Annotated in this window: 15 protein-coding genes, 1 tRNA gene and 1 pseudogene; 6 read left to right on the top strand and 11 right to left on the bottom strand. The window is 71.5% G+C overall.

The genetic code is table 11. The features are described 5' to 3' along the window. On the bottom strand, positions 1–220 hold a 220-nt coding region (locus WD794_13075; GenBank protein ID MEX2291243.1), incomplete at its 3' end, for a hypothetical protein. Positions 221–402: 182 nt separating this feature from the next. After that, positions 403–1,452 carry a phosphotransferase family protein gene (locus tag WD794_13070; protein MEX2291242.1) on the bottom strand — a complete coding sequence of 350 codons (1,050 nt, stop codon included), beginning with the start codon at positions 1,450–1,452 and terminating at the stop codon, positions 403–405. Positions 1,453–1,508: 56 nt separating this feature from the next. On the opposite strand from WD794_13070, the gene WD794_13065 reads away from it, so the two are divergent. Continuing rightward, complete coding sequence (locus WD794_13065; GenBank protein ID MEX2291241.1) at positions 1,509–1,730, top strand: hypothetical protein; 222 nt, start codon at positions 1,509–1,511, stop codon at positions 1,728–1,730. Between the two features lie 21 nt (positions 1,731–1,751). Then, positions 1,752–2,762 carry a cell division protein ZapE gene (zapE, locus tag WD794_13060; protein ID MEX2291240.1) on the top strand — a complete coding sequence of 337 codons (1,011 nt, stop codon included), beginning with the start codon at positions 1,752–1,754 and terminating at the stop codon, positions 2,760–2,762. Here the strand turns inward: zapE and WD794_13055 are convergent. From WD794_13055 to WD794_13030, 6 genes and pseudogenes are all read right to left on the bottom strand, one after another. Further along, positions 2,763–3,320, bottom strand: a pseudogene (locus WD794_13055) (SDR family oxidoreductase). A gap of 130 nt (positions 3,321–3,450) precedes the next feature. Beyond that, the gene (locus WD794_13050; GenBank protein MEX2291239.1) at positions 3,451–4,512 is read right to left on the bottom strand and encodes an NAD-dependent epimerase/dehydratase family protein; all 1,062 of its coding nucleotides are present in this window, start codon (positions 4,510–4,512) and stop codon (positions 3,451–3,453) included. A gap of 39 nt (positions 4,513–4,551) precedes the next feature. Beyond that, positions 4,552–6,282 carry a malto-oligosyltrehalose trehalohydrolase gene (treZ, locus tag WD794_13045; GenBank protein MEX2291238.1) on the bottom strand — a complete coding sequence of 577 codons (1,731 nt, stop codon included), beginning with the start codon at positions 6,280–6,282 and terminating at the stop codon, positions 4,552–4,554. A 42-nt stretch (positions 6,283–6,324) separates the two neighbouring features. Further along, complete coding sequence (gene treY / locus WD794_13040; protein ID MEX2291237.1) at positions 6,325–8,754, bottom strand: malto-oligosyltrehalose synthase; 2,430 nt, start codon at positions 8,752–8,754, stop codon at positions 6,325–6,327. Beyond that, a complete protein-coding gene (gene glgX / locus WD794_13035; GenBank protein ID MEX2291236.1) occupies positions 8,754–10,865 on the bottom strand; it encodes a glycogen debranching protein GlgX in 2,112 nt (703 codons plus the stop codon). Before glgX ends, treY begins: the two co-directional genes overlap by 1 nt. A gap of 32 nt (positions 10,866–10,897) precedes the next feature. Next, positions 10,898–12,010 carry a Vms1/Ankzf1 family peptidyl-tRNA hydrolase gene (locus WD794_13030; protein ID MEX2291235.1) on the bottom strand — a complete coding sequence of 371 codons (1,113 nt, stop codon included), beginning with the start codon at positions 12,008–12,010 and terminating at the stop codon, positions 10,898–10,900. Between the two features lie 303 nt (positions 12,011–12,313). Between WD794_13030 and WD794_13025 the strand changes: the two genes are divergently transcribed. Beyond that, positions 12,314–14,554 (top strand): transglycosylase domain-containing protein, encoded by a 2,241-nt coding sequence (locus WD794_13025; GenBank protein MEX2291234.1) that lies wholly within the window; start codon positions 12,314–12,316, stop codon positions 14,552–14,554. Positions 14,555–14,615: 61 nt separating this feature from the next. On the opposite strand, the gene WD794_13020 is transcribed toward WD794_13025, so the two are convergent. After that, a complete protein-coding gene (locus tag WD794_13020) occupies positions 14,616–14,783 on the bottom strand; it encodes a hypothetical protein (GenBank protein ID MEX2291233.1) in 168 nt (55 codons plus the stop codon). Positions 14,784–15,135: 352 nt separating this feature from the next. Here WD794_13020 and WD794_13015 point away from each other — a divergent pair, with 352 nt between their 5' ends. Next, positions 15,136–15,369 carry a type II toxin-antitoxin system RelE/ParE family toxin gene (locus tag WD794_13015; GenBank protein ID MEX2291232.1) on the top strand — a complete coding sequence of 78 codons (234 nt, stop codon included), beginning with the start codon at positions 15,136–15,138 and terminating at the stop codon, positions 15,367–15,369. A gap of 206 nt (positions 15,370–15,575) precedes the next feature. Here WD794_13015 and WD794_13010 read toward each other — a convergent pair whose 3' ends face one another. Next, a complete protein-coding gene (locus WD794_13010; protein ID MEX2291231.1) occupies positions 15,576–15,923 on the bottom strand; it encodes a YnfA family protein in 348 nt (115 codons plus the stop codon). 198 nt (positions 15,924–16,121) lie between these two features. Here WD794_13010 and WD794_13005 point away from each other — a divergent pair, with 198 nt between their 5' ends. Together WD794_13005 and WD794_13000 are read left to right on the top strand one after the other, a co-directional pair. Continuing rightward, a complete protein-coding gene (locus tag WD794_13005; GenBank protein MEX2291230.1) occupies positions 16,122–16,361 on the top strand; it encodes a type II toxin-antitoxin system prevent-host-death family antitoxin in 240 nt (79 codons plus the stop codon). Then, the gene (locus tag WD794_13000) at positions 16,346–16,750 is read left to right on the top strand and encodes a PIN domain-containing protein (GenBank protein MEX2291229.1); all 405 of its coding nucleotides are present in this window, start codon (positions 16,346–16,348) and stop codon (positions 16,748–16,750) included. The genes WD794_13005 and WD794_13000 overlap by 16 nt, the downstream gene beginning before the upstream one ends. 153 nt (positions 16,751–16,903) lie before the next feature. Here WD794_13000 and WD794_12995 read toward each other — a convergent pair. Next, positions 16,904–16,977 (bottom strand) — tRNA-Val (locus tag WD794_12995). Positions 16,978–17,064: the final 87 nt, after the last annotated feature.

Here is a 17,064-nt window from a genome sequence, read left to right as displayed (position 1 = left end):
AGATCATCGGCGTGGGACATGTCCTCATAGTACTCGAACGCACGTTCGAGTCAAGGGCATGCGTGCCCTTGGCGGCTGCCCGGTCACCCGACGTGCTGCCACGTCCGAGTGAGCCGGCAGCAGCGGCCGTGGTGGTGCGGTCGCTGGGCTGCTCGATGGGCTGCTCGATGGGCTGCTCGATGGGCTGCTCGATGGGCTGCTCGATCCATCTCGGTGCCACGCCTGTGCCCGGAGCAGGCACTGCCGGCACCGAGAACGCCCGGCACCGAGAACGCCCGGCACCGAGAACGCCCGGCACTGGGCCAGCGAGCTGATCTTGGTGCCAGGGGCCCGCACGAGCGGGCGCTGCTGGCACCGAGAACCGGTGTAGGCGTAGGCGTGGCCGGACTCCCGTCGCCGAGGTCAGACCTCCCGGTCGGCCAGCGTGCTGCGGCCGATCTCGACCAGCGGCCCGATGCGGTCCTCGATGCCGTCGAAGCCCTCGCCCAGCATGGCCCCGCCGCGCACCCGCGCCACGATGCCGGCGCACACGACCGCGAGCTTGAAGGCCGCGAAGGCGGCGTACCAGGGTAGGGGAGTCAGGTCGAGGCCGGTGCGCTCGGCGTAGAGCCGCGCGACCTCACGCCTGCTGGGAAAGCCCGGGAGGATCGTCGCGGCCGGCACGACGACGGCCGAGGTGCGCGCGCCGGCGTCGTCGGCCTGCGACCAGTAGCCGAGCAGGATGCCGAGGTCGGCCAGCGGGTCACCGAGCGTGGACATCTCCCAGTCCAGGACGGCGGCGACGCGACCCGGCTGGTCCGGGTCCAGCAGCGTGTTGTCCAGCCGGTAGTCGCCGTGCACCACGGTGTGCCGTTGCGTCGTCGGGATCCCGGCGGCCAGGTCGGTGGCGAGCGTGTCCAGCGCCTCGTGACCGTCGATGCGGGTGGCCTCCCACTGCGTCACCCAGCGGCGTACCTGCCGCTCGAGGTATCCCTCGGGCCGGCCGAAATCCGCGAGGCCTACGGTGGCGGGATCCACCTCGTGCAGCGCGGCAAGCACCTCGACCAGCCCTTCACCGATCTTGCGGCGCTGGGCGAGTTCGTCCGCGTAGCCGGGCGGCAGCGCCTCCCGGCACACGTGGCCCGCCACGCGCTCCATGACGTAGAAGGGTGCACCGAGAACCTCCGGGTCGGTGCACAGGTGGAGCATCCGCGGGACCGGGACGGCGGTGCCGGCCAGTGCGGCCATCACCGTGTGCTCGCGGACCATGTCGTGCGCCGTCGGCAGCACGTGTCCCAGCGGCGGCCGGCGCAGGATCACCGACCCGGCCGTTGCGTCCACGCGGAAGGTCAGGTTGCTCTTGCCGCCGGCGATGAGGGTCACTGTGCAGTCGCTCCAGCCGGGGTCGTCCAGGGCGGTGCATAGGTACGGGCCGACGACGGCAGGGTCGGCTCCGGCGGTCGTGGAGGTCATGCGGCGAAGACTAGGACGCGGGTGACGTCTACCCGGTCGGGGGTAGGGGAGCTGGCATGACCGAGTCGCAGCCCGATCCCGACCTCGCCGGCGCCGGCCTGAGTGCCACCGGCAGGACCGCCGACCAGTTCTCGCCGGGGGACGAGGGGCCCGGTACGACGTACGGCTCCCCGTCCGGCGCCGGCGGTGCGGAGCGGGAGTCCAGCTCGGCGGATCCGGAGGCCGACGCCGGCCAGGACGCCGAGGGTGATGTCGAGGGTGATGTCGAGGGCGGCTGAGCCGATCTAGGCTGTGCGCCCGTGCCCGCACAGCGCCTGGTCGACCGGGTCCCCGTCGTGCCGCCGGAGACGCTCGTGGCCGACCTGGCGCCCCCGCCGAGGTTCGCCGGCGCACGCTTCGCGACCTACTTGCCGGACCCGGACCACCCGTCACAGGAGCGCGCGGTCGCGCTGCTGCGGTCCTTTGCCGGCACCCTCGCCCCACCGCGGCGGCGGGGGCTGCTCGGCCGGTCGAAGGCGCGGGCAGGCCGGCCCGGCGTCTACCTGGACGGCGGCTACGGCGTCGGCAAGACGCATCTGCTCGCCGCCCTCTGGCACGAGTCGCCGGAACCGCGGGCGTACGGCACCTTCGTCGAGCTGACGCACCTGGTCGGCGCCCTCGGCTTCGGGCCGACCGTCGAGGCCCTGCGCGACCACCGGTTGCTCGCCATCGACGAGTTCGAGCTCGACGACCCGGGCGACACGGTGCTGGTCTCGACGCTGCTGTCGAAGCTGGTCGAGGCCGGCGTCCGGGTGGCCGCGACGTCGAACACGCTGCCGGGCTCGCTCGGCGAGGGTCGCTTCGCCGCCCAGGACTTTCTGCGCGAGATCCAAGGATTGGCGGCCCACTTCGAGCCGGTACGCGTCGAGGGGGAGGACTACCGGCACCGCGGGCAGCCCGAGGCGCCGCCCCCCGTCCTGGACGAGGTCGTCCGCGAGCGGGTCGCCGCCGTCGACGGCGCCTCCTGCGACGACGCGGACGCGCTGCTCGAGCACCTGTCGCGGCTGCATCCCTCGCGGTACGGCGCCCTCGTGGAGGGGGTGCGGCTCGTCGGACTGATCGGCGTACGACCGGTTGCCGACCAGGCCGCGGCGCTGCGGCTGGTCGTGTTGGCCGACCGCCTGTACGACCGCGACGTCCCGGTGCTCGCCAGCGGCGTCCCGCTGGACCGGCTGTTCCCCCCCGAGCTGCTGGCCGGCGGCTACCGCAAGAAGTACCTGCGCGCGGTCAGCCGCCTCACCGCGCTGGCCAGGCAGGCGGAGGTCCGCTGACTACGGCAGCGGCATGCCGCCGTGCACCCCGATGCGTTCGCCGGTGACGTAGCTGGACTCCGCGGAGGCGAGAAAGACGAAGGCGGCGGCGACCTCGACCGGCTGGCCGGCCCGGCCGAGCGGCGTCTGCGAGCCGAAGTCGTCGACCATGTCCGGTGGCATCGTGGCCGGGATGAGCGGCGTCCAGACCGGCCCGGGGGCTACCGTGTTGACGCGGATGCCCTTGGGCGCCAGCTCCTGCGCCAGGCCGCGGGTGAAGTTGACGATGCCGGCCTTGGTCGTCGCGTAGTCAAGCAGGCCGGGTGAGGGGGAGTAGGCCTGCACGGACGAGGTGTTGATGATGCTGCTGCCCGGACGCGGGTGGGGGATCGCGGCCTTGCAGAGCCAGAACATCGCGTAGAGGCAGGTGGGAGAGCAGGACGTCGGCGCCCTCGCGGGCGAAGCAGACCGCGACTGCCCGGCCGACGCCCGAGTCGCCCCCGGTGATGAGCGCGCGCCGGCGCGCCAGCCGCCCGCTCCCGCGGTAGGAGGTCTCGCCGGGTCGGCCGGGGTCTGCAGAGCGTGCTCGTGCCCGGGATGGTCCTGCTGCTCGGGCCCCGGCTGTGCGGAGACGGCGCTCGGGTTCTGCGGCGTGTACTGGTCGGCCACGGTGGCAGCTCCTCGTGGGGTAGGGCTGATGGCGGGGGCGTCAGCCGGTGCCCTTGGCGCCCGGCGTCAGCGCCCGGGCGACCTCGCAGAGCCGGCGCGGCAGGCCGGTGCGCGCTCGGAGCACCGGCGACGGCCCACCTGCGCGCCGGCCCATCGCGTGGACCGTCTCCAGCAGCGCCTTGCCCGCGTCGTGCCGGGGACTCCAGCCGAGCTCCGCGCGGGCGCGAGTGGTGTCCAGCAGCGGCGTCCGGCGAGCGATGTCCACCCAGCCTGGATCCGCCGGCACGAGGTGCAACCGCCAGGCGAGGTCGACGATGCCGCGCAGGATCGGAGCGGGTAGCGGGACCGTTCTCGCCCCCAGCACCGCCGCCACTGTCGGCGGGTCGAGCACCGGTTCGGCGGCAATGTTGAAGGCTCCCGTCACCGGGCGCAGGCAGGCCAGCACGTAGGCACGGGCCATGTCCTCGGCATGCACCACCTGGATCGCCAACCGGTCCACGGCCGGGACGAACCGGAGCAGCTTCGGACGGACCAGCGACTGCGGGACGAACGGGCCGAGGAAGTAGCGGGCCAGGGCGCTCGCGGCCTGCGCCTGCAGCACCACGGCGGGCCGGATGCGGACGACCCGGCGCTCGGGGTGTTCGTGCTCGAAACGGTCGAGGATCCGCTCGGCCTCGGCCTTGTGCCGGCTGTAGGTCGAGGTGCTGATGCCCTGCGTCGGGTGGTTCTCGTCGACGCGGCGGTCCTTGGGCCCGGGGGAGTAGGCGCCCACCGAGGAGGCGTGCACCAGTACCGGGACGCCCGCGGTGCCGACCGCCTCGACGACCCGCCGCGTGCCCCGGATGTTGACGCGTCGCATCTCGTCCGGATCGTGCGCGGGCTGCAGGAGCCAGGCCAGGTGGACCACCACGTCCGCTCCGGTCAGGACGGGGACGAGGTCGTCCTCGGCGACGTCGAGGGCGTGCCACTCGGCGCGCGGGTCGGGGAGCTCCGGCAGGCGCCGGGCCAGCCCCACGACCGAGCTCACCTCCGGGTGCTCGAGCAGCTGAGGCACCAACTGCGAGCCCACGTTGCCGGTGGCCCCGGTGACGACGATCCGCATGTCAGGCCCCTCCCCGAGGCCGGCCGCGGGCAACCCTGGTCAGCCGGCGAGCTCGAGCACCAGCACCGACTCGCCCTCGAGCTCGGCCAGCCCGTCGGCATAGACGAAGCCGCGCCTGCTGGCCAGCAGGGCCGCCTGCGGGGTGCCCTCGAGGGGCACAGTGGCTCGTACGGGCGAAAGGTTGCAGACGACGGCGACGGTCCCGCGTCGCATCACCAGCCACTCGCCCCCTGCGCCGTGCGTCACCCCGACCTGGTCCCGCCGGCCGTCGCTCAGCTCCGGCCGCCGTCGCCGCAGCGCGATCAGGTCCCGGGTCCAGGCCAGCAGCGACGTGTGCCGCTCCTGGTCGAGCTCGCTCCAGTCGAGGGTGCTGTCGCGTACCGTCTGTTCGGCCTGCGGGTCGGGCACGTCCTCGCTGTCCCAGCCGTGCGAGGCGAACTCGGCGCGGCGGCCCTGTCGGACCGCCTCCCCGAGCTCACCCTCGTGGTCGGAGAAGAACTGCCACGGGGTTCGGGCGCCCCACTCCTCGCCCATCCACAGCATCGGGGTGTAGGGCGACGTCAGGACGAGTGCTGCGCCGATCTGGAGCAGCCCGTCGGACAGCGTCGCGGCCAGGCGGTCCCCGGTCGCGCGGTTGCCGACCTGGTCGTGGTCCTGGAGGTAGACCACGAACCGGTGGCCGGACACGTCCGGCGGCACCGGCCGGCCGTGGGTGCGACCGCGGAAGGACGACCAGCTGCCGTCGTGCAGGAACACCGAGGACAACACCTTTGCCAGCACCGCGAGGCCGTGGAAGTCGGCGTAGTAGCCGGCGGTCTCACCGGTCAGGTTGGCGTGCAGGGCGTGGTGCACGTCGTCCGCCCACTGGGCATCCAGGCCGTACCCGCCGGCCTGGCGCGGCTGCACCATCCTCGGGTCGTTGAGGTCGCTCTCGGCGATGAGGAACAGCGGTTTGCGCAACTGCGCGCCCAGCGCGTCGACCTCCACCGACAGCTCCTCGAGCAGGTGCGTCGCGCGCTCGTCGACGAGGGCGTGCACGGCGTCGATCCGCAGCCCGTCGACGTGGTAGTCGCGCAGCCACATCAGCGCGTTCTCGATCACATAGCGGCGTACGACGTCCGAGCCGGGCCGGTCGAGGTTGACCGCAGGCCCCCACGGGGTGCTGTGCGCGTCGGTGAGGTACGGCCCGAACTCCGGCAGGTAGTTGCCGGCCGGTCCGAGGTGGTTGTAGACGACGTCCATGACCACGCCGAGCCCCCGGGCATGGCAAGCGTCCACGAGGCGCTTCAGGCCGTCCGGCCCGCCGTACGGCTCGTGGACGGCGTACCACGCGACGCCGTCGTAGCCCCAGCCCCAACGGCCGGCGAAGGCGTTGCACGGCAACAGCTCCACCGCATCCACGCCGAGCTCGCAGAGGTGGTCCAGCCGTGCGGCAGCCGCATCGAAGGCGCCCTCCGCGGTGAAGGTCCCGACGTGCAGCTCGTAGAGGACGCTGCCCTGCAGGGGGACTCCCCGCCAGCGGTCGTCGGTCCACGTGAAGGTGCTGTGGTCGACCACCCTCGACGGTCCGTGCACGCCCTGCGGCTGCCACCCGCTGCGCGGGTCGGGGCGCGGCTCGCCGCCGTCCAGAACCAGCGCATAGTCGGTCCCGTGACCGCCGATGTCGGCGGTCCACCAGCCGTCCTCCCGCCGGCTCATCGCGGTCCGCCGGCCCTCGGTGTCGACCTCGACCGTGTCGGGCAGGGGCGCCCACACCCGTAGCGTCGTCATGCGCCTGCTCTGCCCGGTCGGCGGCCGCCCAGTCGGCCGCAGTCAGCCACGCCGCAGCACCGCGACCGGGAAACGGCCGAGCAGGTGGGCGAGCGGGACGGGACCGCCGTCGTGGACGGCGCCGGTCAGTACGTCGCGCCAGCTGCCCTCCGGCAGCGCGGCCGTGTCCTGTCCCCAGCCGTGCCGCTGGACGGCGAGCGCACGGATGGGCGCCACCGTCATGACGCACCCGCCACGTACGAAGGCGACGGCACGGCGGCCGGCGTCCAGCGGGAGGTAGGACGAACCGGAGAGGAAGGCGTCCGGATCCGCGCGCCGCAGCCGCAGCAGGCACGACACCAGGTGCAGCTTGGCGGCGCCGACGTCGTCGAGCTCCGGCGGCCCGTCGAGGCCGGCCAGCAGGTCGCGGCGCTGCTGCCAGTCCACCGGTCGCCGGTTGTCCGGGTCGACCAGCGACAGGTCCCACAGCTCGGTGCCCTGGTAGGTGTCGGCGACCCCCGGGATCGTCAGCTGCACGGCCTTCTGCGCGAGTGCCGTCACCTGCCACGCCGGTGTCAGCCGGGCCACGAAGGCCTCGATCTCCGCCACCAGCGCATCGTCCGCCAGCACCCCGCGCACGAACGCCTGCACCGCCGCGTCGAAGTCCGGCACCGGGTCCACCCAGGACGTGCGGGCCTTGCCCTCGCGGGTCGCCTTCTCGACGTAGGCCGCGGCGCGGTCGGCAGTCAGCGGCCAGGCCCCGACCAGCGTCTGCCACACCAGCTGTTCCGTCGCCCCGTCCGGACCGGCGGGAGTCCTGTGCGGCGCGGCGGCGGCGTGCCACCGGGTCACCGCGTCGCCCCACTCCGCAGGGCACTGCGACAGCAGCACCAGTCGCGCCCGGACGTCTTCCGAGCGCTTGGTGTCGTGCGTGGACAGCGTCGTCATCGACAGCGGCCAGTCGCGCTGCTGCACCAGGCACGCCGAGTGGAACTCCTCGAGCGGCAGGCCGAACCGGCCCGGGTCGCCGCCCACCTCGTTGAGCGCCGACAGGCGGAAGTAGCGGTAGAAGGCGGTGTCCTCGACGCCCTTGGCCATCACCGGTCCGCAGGTCTGCTGGAAGCGCGTCACGAACTCCTCGGCCGCCGGACCCGCGGGCCCCTCGGCGAGAACCAGCCGGCGGACCAGCTCGATCTCGGCGGTGCGGCGGGGGAGGGTCGCCTTCGCCTTTGCGACGGCGAGGTCGACGTGGTGCCGCGCGACGTCGTCCGCAGGACCTGTCGGCGGCAGGTAGGCGCGGTAGACACCGAAGCCGGCCAGCACCTCGACCAGCGCCTCGCGCAGTGCCCGGCGGGTGGTGTCGCGCAGCACCGGGTCGGCGCGGCAGACACGCAGCGCCAGCTCGGTCAGCCGGTTCACCTCGGCCGCCAGCACCTCGCTGAGCACCAGGTGCTTGGTGCCGTCGACCACCTCGTCGTACGAGGCGTCGTCCCCGGTGACCGAGACCCACAGCGCGGTCAGCGGCAGCTCGCCCCCAGGGTCGACGAACAGTCCCAGCACCCGGTTGAGGGCGTCGTATCCGGTGGTGCCCGCTGTCGCCCAACCGGCGGGCAGCTCCTCCCCGGGCTCCAGGATCTTCTCGACGACGACCCACGCCCCACCCGTCGCCCGGGCGAGCCGGTCGAGATAGTCGCCCGGCTCCGCGAGCCCGTCCGGATGGTCGATCCGCAGCCCGTCGAGCACCCCCTCCCGGACCTGCTGCAGCACCAGCTCGTGCGTCGCGGCGAACACCGCCGGGACCTCGACCCGCAGACCGGCCAGCGTCGTCACGTCGAAGAAGCGCCGGTAGTCCAGCTCCTCGCTGGCGATCCGCCAGGAGGACAGTCGGTAGTGCTGCCGGTCCAGCGTGGCGAGCACGTCGCCGTCGACCCGTGTGCCGGGGGCGACCGGGAAGTCGTGGTCGTGATAGCGGATCCGGTCCTCGCCCAGCTCGAGCTCGTGGGCCACCTCGCCGAGCGGGCCACCCAGCACCGGCACCAGCACCTTGCCGGGGTTGTCGCGGCTGTCCCAGTCGATGTCGAACCAGTCGGCGTACGGCGACGACCGGCCCTCGCGCAGCAGCGACCACCACTGCGCGTTCTGCGACTCCGGCTCGCTCACCGCCATGTGGTTCGGCACCACGTCGAGCAGGATGCCCAGACCTGCCTCGCGGCAGGCGGCCACCATCCGGGTGAACGCCGCGTCACCGCCCAGCTCGGCATTCAGCCTCGCGTGGTCCACGACGTCGTAGCCGTGGGCTGAACCCGGCGCCGCCTGCAGCCAGGGGGAACAGTAGAGGTGCGTGACGCCGAGCTCGGCCAGGTAGGGGACCACTGCCGCGGCGTCGTCGAACCCGAACCCGGGATGGCCGGCCGGCTCTGGTCCGGATGCCGGCCTCAGCTGCACCCGGTAGGTGTTGACCGGGACGGCCCGGCCCTCGGCCGGCAGGTGCACTAGAACACCTTCCGCAGGACCTGCACCGATCGCGCGTCCACCTGCACGGGCTCGCCGGTCTTGACCGTCCGCGGCTCGACGTCGCCGAGCATGGGCGCGGCCGTGTCGATCTCGATCTCCCACCGCTCACCGGCACCCAGGTCGGGCACGGTGAAATCGATCGGCTCGTGATGGCCGTTGAACAGCAGGAAGAACGAGTCGTCGGTGACCCGCTCGCCCCGGGGGTCGGGCTCCCGGATCCCCTCGCCGTTGAGGAAGACGTTGACGGACTTGGCGAAGCCGCTCTCCCAGTCCTCGTCACTCATCTCGTCGCCGGACGGCGTGAACCAGCCGATGTCCTCGGCGGTCCCGCCGCGGGCCGCCCGGCCACGGAAGTGCCGGCGCCGGCGGAAGACCGGGTGCTCCTGACGCAGCCGCGACAGGCGTGAGACGAATTCCGTCAGGACCTCGAAATCCTTGGCGCGTGCCCAGTCCACCCAGGCGATCTCGTTGTCCTGGGCGTAGACGTTGTTGTTGCCGCCCTGGCTGCGGCCGAGTTCGTCGCCGTGGAGCAGCATCGGCACGCCCTGGCTGAGGAACAGCGTCGTGAGGAAATTGCGCTTCTGCTGTTCGCGCAGCGCAACGACCTCGAGGTCGTCGCTGTCACCCTCCACTCCGCAGTTCCAGGAGGAGTTGTTGCTCTCGCCGTCCTGGCCGCCCTCGCCGTTGGCCTCGTTGTGCTTCTCGTTGTAGGAGACCAGATCGTGCAAGGTGAAGCCGTCGTGGGCCGTGACGAAGTTGATCGAGGCATACGGACGGCGGCCGTCGGTCTCATAGAGGTCGGCCGAGCCGGTGAGCCGCGACGCGAATTCCGCCAGCGTCTCGGGTTCACCTCGCCAGTAGTCACGCATCGTGTCGCGGTACTTGCCGTTCCACTCGGTCCACAGCGGCGGGAAGCCGCCGACGTTGTAGCCGTCGTAGCCGATGTCCCACGGCTCGGCGATCAGCTTGGTCTGACTCACGATCGGGTCCTGGTGCACCAGGTCGAAGAAGGCCGACAGACGGTCGACCTCGTGGAACTGGCGGGCCAGGGACGAGGCCAGGTCGAAACGGAAGCCGTCCACATGCATCTCGGTCACCCAGTAGCGCAGCGAGTCCATGATCAGCTGCAGCACGTGGGGGCTGCGCATCAGCAGCGTGTTGCCCGTACCCGTGGTGTCGTAGTAGTGCTTTTCGTCCTCGTCGACGAGTCGGTAGTAGTTCGCGTTGTCGATACCGCGGAAGGACAGCGTCGGTCCGAGCTGGTTCCCCTCGGCCGTGTGGTTGTAGACGACGTCCAGGATCACCTCGAGTCCCTCGGCGTGCAGGTCCTTGACCATCGCCTTGAATTCCTGCACCTGCTGGCCGCGCTGTCCCGACGAGCAGTAGTCGTTGTGCGGGGCGAAGAAGCCGATCGTGTTGTAGCCCCAGTAGTTGCGCATGCCGCGGTCGGCCAGGTGGCTGTCGTGCACGAACTGGTGCACCGGCATGAGCTCGATCGCCGTGGCGCCGATCTTCCTGTAATGCTCCAGCATCGCCGGGTGCGCCAGCGCGGAGTAGGTGCCGCGCACCTCCTCGGGGATGTCGGGATGGGTCTGCGTCAGCCCCTTGACGTGTGCCTCGTAGATGACGGTCTCGTTGTAGGGCGTGCGCGGGTGGCGGTCGTTGTCCCAGTCGAAGTACGGGCTGATGACGACCGACTTGCACATGTGGGGGCCTGAGTCGTCATCGTTGTAGGAGTCCTCGTCGCCCCAGGTGTAGGAGAAGCACGCCTGCCCCCAGTCGATGTCGCCGTCGACAGCCTTGGCGTACGGGTCGAGCAGCAGCTTGCTGGGATTGCAGCGGTGGCCGTTCGCCGGGTCGTAGGGGCCGTGCACCCGGTAGCCGTAGCGCTGGCCGGGCCCGATGTTGGGCAGGTACCCGTGCCAGACGAAGGCGTCCCGCTCTGGCAGCCGGATCCGCGTCTCGGCGCCCTCCTCGTCGAACAGGCACAGCTCGACGCGCTCCGCGACCTCGGAGAAGAGGGCGAAGTTGGTGCCGCTGCCGTCATAGGTTGCGCCGAGCGGGTAGGCGTAGCCGGGCCAAGTGCGCAAGGGGGGGACCCTTTCTGGTCGTCGCGAGCCGCTCAGCTGCCCGAGTCGGCGTAGCGAAGGATCGCGCCGAGACCTGACTGCGGAGCCTGCTCGCTCTGGTGGGGCACGAGCTGGACGTCTGCTCCGGTGGCCAGCGCCGCACGGAGCAGCACCGGGATCATCGGCCCCTCCGTCGCCGTGGTCGCACCGAGGCCCTCGACGTCTGCGCGGCTGGTGCCGAGCTGCGAGGGCTGCTCACCGAACCACAGGCTGCTGTGCTGGTCCGGATCGGTGGTCAGCAGCAGCGTCTCCACCTGCGCCTTGCGCAGCGCCTGCACGACGTCGGGCAGCCCGTCGCAGGCCCGCTTGTCCTGGCCGCGCTCCTGCGCGTAGTCCGCCAGCAACGAGAGCGTGTCCGCCGCCGCGTGCAGCGCCACGGTGTCGCGGATGCGCTGGAGGACGAGCTGCTCACTGCCGTCCTGGCTCCGGCCACCGGGCAGCTCCACCCAGCGGCTGTTCCACGGCTGGGGCAGCCCCTCCCGTACGTAGATCAGCTCCCGCTCGTCACCGACGCCGATGACCAGCTCGGCGCCCACCTGCTCGGCCAGCTGGCTGACGGTCTCGCGGATCTCCTTGGCGTTCTCGCGCCACTGGTTCTCGGTCCGGTGCTGGTAGCGGTGGTGGGCCCAGCCGCCGCCCGGGACCTTCTTCAGGTGCAGCGTCCGGCCCCTGACGGTCACCTCCGCGGCGACCGTCCCGACGTCGAAGAAGGCGTCGACGTCGGCGCCTGTCCGGTCGGCGTGCACGACGACGTGCGGCACCCGGGCGGCCAGGTCGCTCATGAGCGGGAGCAGGTCGGGCAGGGGGGCGATCTGGACGAGGTCGGTGGCCGGGCGGGTGGAGACCGGCTCGGCGAGCAGCACCTCGGCGGCGGGTACGCTGGCGACGAGGAGCCGGGCCTCGCCCTCGGCGTGCTCGCCGCGGGCAGCGGACAACGCCTGGCGGACCGGCTCGCCGACACCCTTCTCCTCGAGCTGCTTGAGCAGGCTCCTCCACCCGGTCTCGTAGCGGTCGGCGGCCTGTTCGACCGCACTCTCGGCGCCCACGTGGACCGTCACGAAGGGGCCCTCGGCGGCAAGGACGTCGGACAGGTCACGCAGCTGCACGGGGTACCTCCGGGCGGATCGGGTTCGGCCTCGGCGGATCCCTACCCCTGCGCGGGCCAGACCTACGCCCACGGCAGAGGGCGGATCAGGTCACTCCTTGGGAGGTCCGGTGACCGGCTCGACCAGACCGGCGGCGGTCCCGGCACGGCATGTCAGCCCGCGCACGATCCCGTGACCGCCCGACGACAGCGCGTGCACGGGCACCAGCCTCTGGGTACTCCCCGAACCTCGAAGATCGCGAGGAGGACACGTGCAGCAGCAGGTACACCGCGGCTCCGACATCGCCCCGCCCGGCGGAGAGGCGTGACCGATCGGCGCAGGCTCGTGCTCGTGGCCAAGGTCACCGGCGCCGGCGCCCTCCTGTCGATCCTGGGCCTGCTCGCGATCGCCGGCTACTTCTGGAGCAGTACCGATCTGCCGTCGCCGGACTCGGTGCGGAACCCGCAGGCGTCGGTGCTGCGCTTCGCGGACGGTTCGGAGCTGGCGCGGCTGAGCGAGCAGAACCGAACGAGCGTGCCGCTCGCACAGGTGTCGAGGGATGCCGTGCGCGCCGTTCTGGCCGCCGAGGACCGTGACTTCTACGACGGGTCAGGAATCTCGCCGCGTGGCATCCTGCGGGCACTGTGGACCAACATCCGCAGCGGCGGGGTGGAGCAGGGCGGCTCGACGATCACGCAGCAGTACGTGCGCAATGCCTTCCTGACCCAGGAGCGCACCTGGAGCCGCAAGGCGCGCGAGGTCGTCATCGCGCTCAAGCTCAACCGGGTCCGGTCGAAGGACCAGGTCCTCGAGCGGTACCTGAACACCGTCTACTTCGGACGGGGCGCCTACGGGATCCAGGCAGCGGCCGACTCCTTCTTCGGCCAGCCTGCCGCCGAACTGACCACCGCCGAGGGGGCGGTGCTCGCCTCGATGCTCCGCTCGCCGTCGGCCTACGACCCGGCGCGCAACCCGCGGCTGGCTCGGGAACGCTGGACATACACGCTGGACGGAATGTTCGCCGAGGGCTGGCTGCGGGGGCCGCCGGCGGCGATGGAGTACCCCGAGGTGCTCCCGCCGGACACCGGCAACACCTACGGCGGGCCGGAGGGATACCTCATCCAGCAGGTGATCGCCGAGCTCGAGTCCCTCGGGTACACCGAGGGCGAGGTCGGGGTGTCCGGGCTCGTGGTCGACACCACCCTCGACAGCGCCGCACAGGCCGAGGCAGCCCGTGCGGTGCACGAGGTCACCGGTCCGGAGGCGCCGCAGGGTGTCTACCGCGCGCTGGTCTCCGTGCAGCCCGGCACCGGCCGGATCCTCGCGTCGTACGGCGGCCGCGACTACCTTGAGCGTCCGTTCGACGCCGTCCGGCAGGGCAGCGCGCAGGCAGGCAGCTCGTTCAAGCCGTACGTGCTCGCCGCGGCGCTGGAGGCGGGCATCTCGCTGCGCACGCGCTACGACGGCGCCTCGCCGCAGGAGTTCGGCGACTACGACGTCAAGAACTACGGCGAGGGGGACGGTCAGGACTTCGGACGCGTCGACCTGGTGCAGGCAACGCGGGACTCCGTGAACACGGTGTACGTCGCTCTGGGCCTCGACGCCGGTACCGAGGCCGTCGCCGACACGGCCGCGGCCCTGGGAATCACCGCCGACCTGGGCCGGGAGCGGTTCCTGCCGAGTCTGAGCCTGGGCGTGACGGCGGTGACGCCGCTCGAACAGGCGACCGCGTACGCGACTCTCGCTGCCGGTGGGTTGCGCGCCGAGCCCTTCGTCGTGGAGCGCATCACCGACAGCGACGGCAGCGTCCTGCACGAGGCGGAGCCGGCGACCGAACGGGTCCTGCCCGAGGACGTCGCCGCCGACGTGACCTTTGCCCTGCAGCAGGTGGTGGACGGCGGTACGGGGACGGCCGCACAGCTGCCGGGCCGGGCGGCGGCGGGCAAGACCGGGACGACCAGTGACAACACCGCGGCCTGGTTCGTCGGCTACACGCCCCGGCTCGCCACTGCTGCAGCGCTCTACACCGCGCGATCGGACATGTCGTTGCGGAACATCGCCGGGGTCGTGTCGGTGACCGGCGGCTCGCTGCCGGCGCAGATCTGGGGTGCGTACACCGCCGCTGTCCTGGCCGACCTGCCGCCGGAGCCGTTCCCGGCTCCGGCCCATGTCGGCAGTGTCGCCTCCCCGACGCCGGCGGCCACGAATGCACCACCACCCTCTCCCCGTCAGCAGGGGGATGACGACACCGTCGAGCCCGAGCCGTCGCCGGATGCGGTGGAGCCGGCACCGACGCAGTCGCCCTGGGAGCCCGAGCCGTGGACGCCGGAGCCGGAGCCGTCGGCGAAGCCCTCGCGGGAGCCGTCGCGGGAGTCGGCCCAGCCGCTACCGCCCCTGCCCGCGTCCGGGGCCAGCAGCCGGCCGCCGCCCAGTGAGGAGCCCGCGCCGAGTCAGGAGCCCGAGCCGAGTCAGGAGCCCGAGCCGAGTGAGGAGCCCGAGCCGAGTCAGGAGCCCGAGCCGAGTCAGGAGCCCGAGCCGAGTCAGGAGCCCTCGGGGACGTCTTGACGTCGGTCACCTCGACCGGGGCGCACCGGAGCTCGACCAGCTGCGGCTCTCTCGCGTGCGCCTAGGTCGAGTGTGTTCCGCCTCGCTGACGCGCGGCGATGAACCCCCGCGCGGCGCCCGCCGCCAGCAGCGCGACGGCGATGATGAGCAGCCACTTGACCGCCCGCACCACGAGTCCGATCACTCCGAGCACAAGCGCGAGCACGATCAAGGCCAGTACGAGTCCCATGACTCTCCCGAGGTCGACTGCACGTGATCCTGCCCTCTCGGGCGCGGCCGACCCTCCTCACGGACATCGCTCTCATGATTCACCCGCCGGCAACAGAACGGGTCATCTTCGCCAGTGATCTTCTCTGGACTGGATGAGCAGCAGACATGCCGGCGTGTCTGCTGCTCATCCAGTCGCCAGATGATCCACTTCGGGGGCCGCCCGAGTAGGCCAGGTCCAGGGCTGCCGAGCGGCTGCGGACGCTGCTCGCGGTTTCCGGCCGCTGACCGGAACCCCGCCGCCGCGCTACCGGCTGGAGATCACGGCCACTGCGGCCCGCGCCTCGAGCGAACGACTGCCGCCGGCGGTCGCAGTGGCTGTGCTGCAGTTCGTGCACGGCGACCTGCTTCGGGCACCTCAACGCGTCGGCCACGAGCTGCAGCGCGAGCTCCTCGGCACGTGGTCGGCGCGCCGGGGCAGCTACCGCATCCTGTACGAGATCCACGACAAGGCCGCGGATGTCGGCCGCGAGGGTGCAGAGGAGGAGGTCGGCTTCGTGCGCGTCGTCGACGTCGACCACCGCAGGGACGTCTACCGCCGCCGTTGAGAACCGCACTTCCGATAATCTTCACGCCGCAATTGCGTCCTGCCGGACGATCGCCGGTCATGCTGACATCAGCCGACGAACGATGACAGAAGCACTGGCGACAACCACGTCACGGCATGTAGGGCTTCTATAGCTTCTGGCTCGCCTGGCGTGTTCTGCTGCCGTACCTCCCAGGGTCGCCGCAGGCCAACGACGTGGGCCACTCCCTATGCGTCGAGATCGCCACTGCGGGGCGCGTACATGATGACGGCGACCCCGACGAGGCAGATCCCTGCTCCCCAGAGGTCGTAGCGGTCCGGGCGAAAGCCGTCCACGACCATCCCCCACAGCAAGCTGCCAGCGACGAAGATGCCGCCGTACGCCGCCAGAATACGTCCGAAGTTGGCGTCCGGCTGGAACGTCGCAACGAAGCCGTACAAGCCGAGAGCGATGACGCCTCCGCCTACCCACAGCAGTCCCCGGTTCTCCCGCACCCCCTGCCAGACCAGCCAGGCACCGCCGATCTCCGCGATGGCCGCGACGAGGAAAAGCAGGATGCTACGAAGAACGACCATCTGCGTACGGTAGCGGCGGTTTAGGCTCCTACAGGTAGTGCCGGGGCCCTGGGGCGTCACCCAGCAAGGCTCCGGCGCAGCGTGCGCGGACTCAGGTGCTGCGTCACGTCGACGCCATCGCCGATGCGGCACGCGCCGACTTCTCGGAGCCCCTCGCCACAACAGCGAGGATCGGATAATCTGATATGCATGCGGACTGTGACGGCGACTGAGGCGAGCAGGTCCTTCGCTGCGCTCCTGGACGAGGTCGAGCGCGGCGAGACCGTCGTGGTCACGCGGGGCGGGAAGCGGATCGCCTCGATCGGGCCCGCGTCGGTCGGCAACGGAGCCGAGGTCCTGACGCTGCTGGCGTACGACGTCGACGAGGACTTCGCCGTCCACGTGGCCGCGGCCCGAGGTGCGGTGACGTCGGAGGACCCTGCATGGCCCGCCGACTGATCCTGGACACCGGTGTCCTGATCGCCTCCGAGCGAGCCCGGTCGCCGTGGGCCGATGCCCTGGAAGCTGACGACGACGTGGCGCTCGCCGCGGTCAGCATCGCTGAGCTGCGGACGGGGGTCGAGCTGGCCAGCGCTAGCCGACGTGCGGCTCGGGCGGCCTTCCTGGAACGAGTCCTCGCGACGATCCCCGTCGAGGAGTACGACCTGGCTGTCGCCCAGGTCCACGGCCGGCTGCTGGCGACTGTTCATCGAGCGGGGACCCAGCGCGGGGCACATGACCTGATCATCGCCGCGACAGCGGCGGCCACGAAGCGCACTGTCGTCACGTCGGACAGCCGCGCCCGCTTCGGCGACCTCCCCGGCGTCGAGTGCCTCCGGGTGGGCTGACGTCCCGGCAGCCTTCAGGATGTCTGCACCCACGTGCGAACGGCCCTGAACGCCGGTGACTCTGCGACGTCTGTGGCTACCACTTTGGCTACCAGTAGTGACTTCGCGATCTTGACGGGGAGGCTGCACCCCGTCTGACCTGCGGTTTCTCTGTGGGCGATACAGGACTTGAACCTGTGACCTCTTCCGTGTCAGGGAAGCGCGCTACCAGACTGCGCCAATCGCCCGTGCTGTGGAGTTGTCTGCAGTGGTGAGGCCGGGGCGGGAATCGAACCCGCGTACAGGGCTTTGCAGGCCCTTGCCTAAGCCACTCG

Source organism: Mycobacteriales bacterium (assembly GCA_040902655.1).
GTDB lineage: Bacteria > Actinomycetota > Actinomycetes > Mycobacteriales > SCTD01 > SCTD01.
The sequence above is the reverse complement of the archived record's forward strand: the minus strand, read 5'-3'. Positions and strand labels throughout refer to the sequence as shown.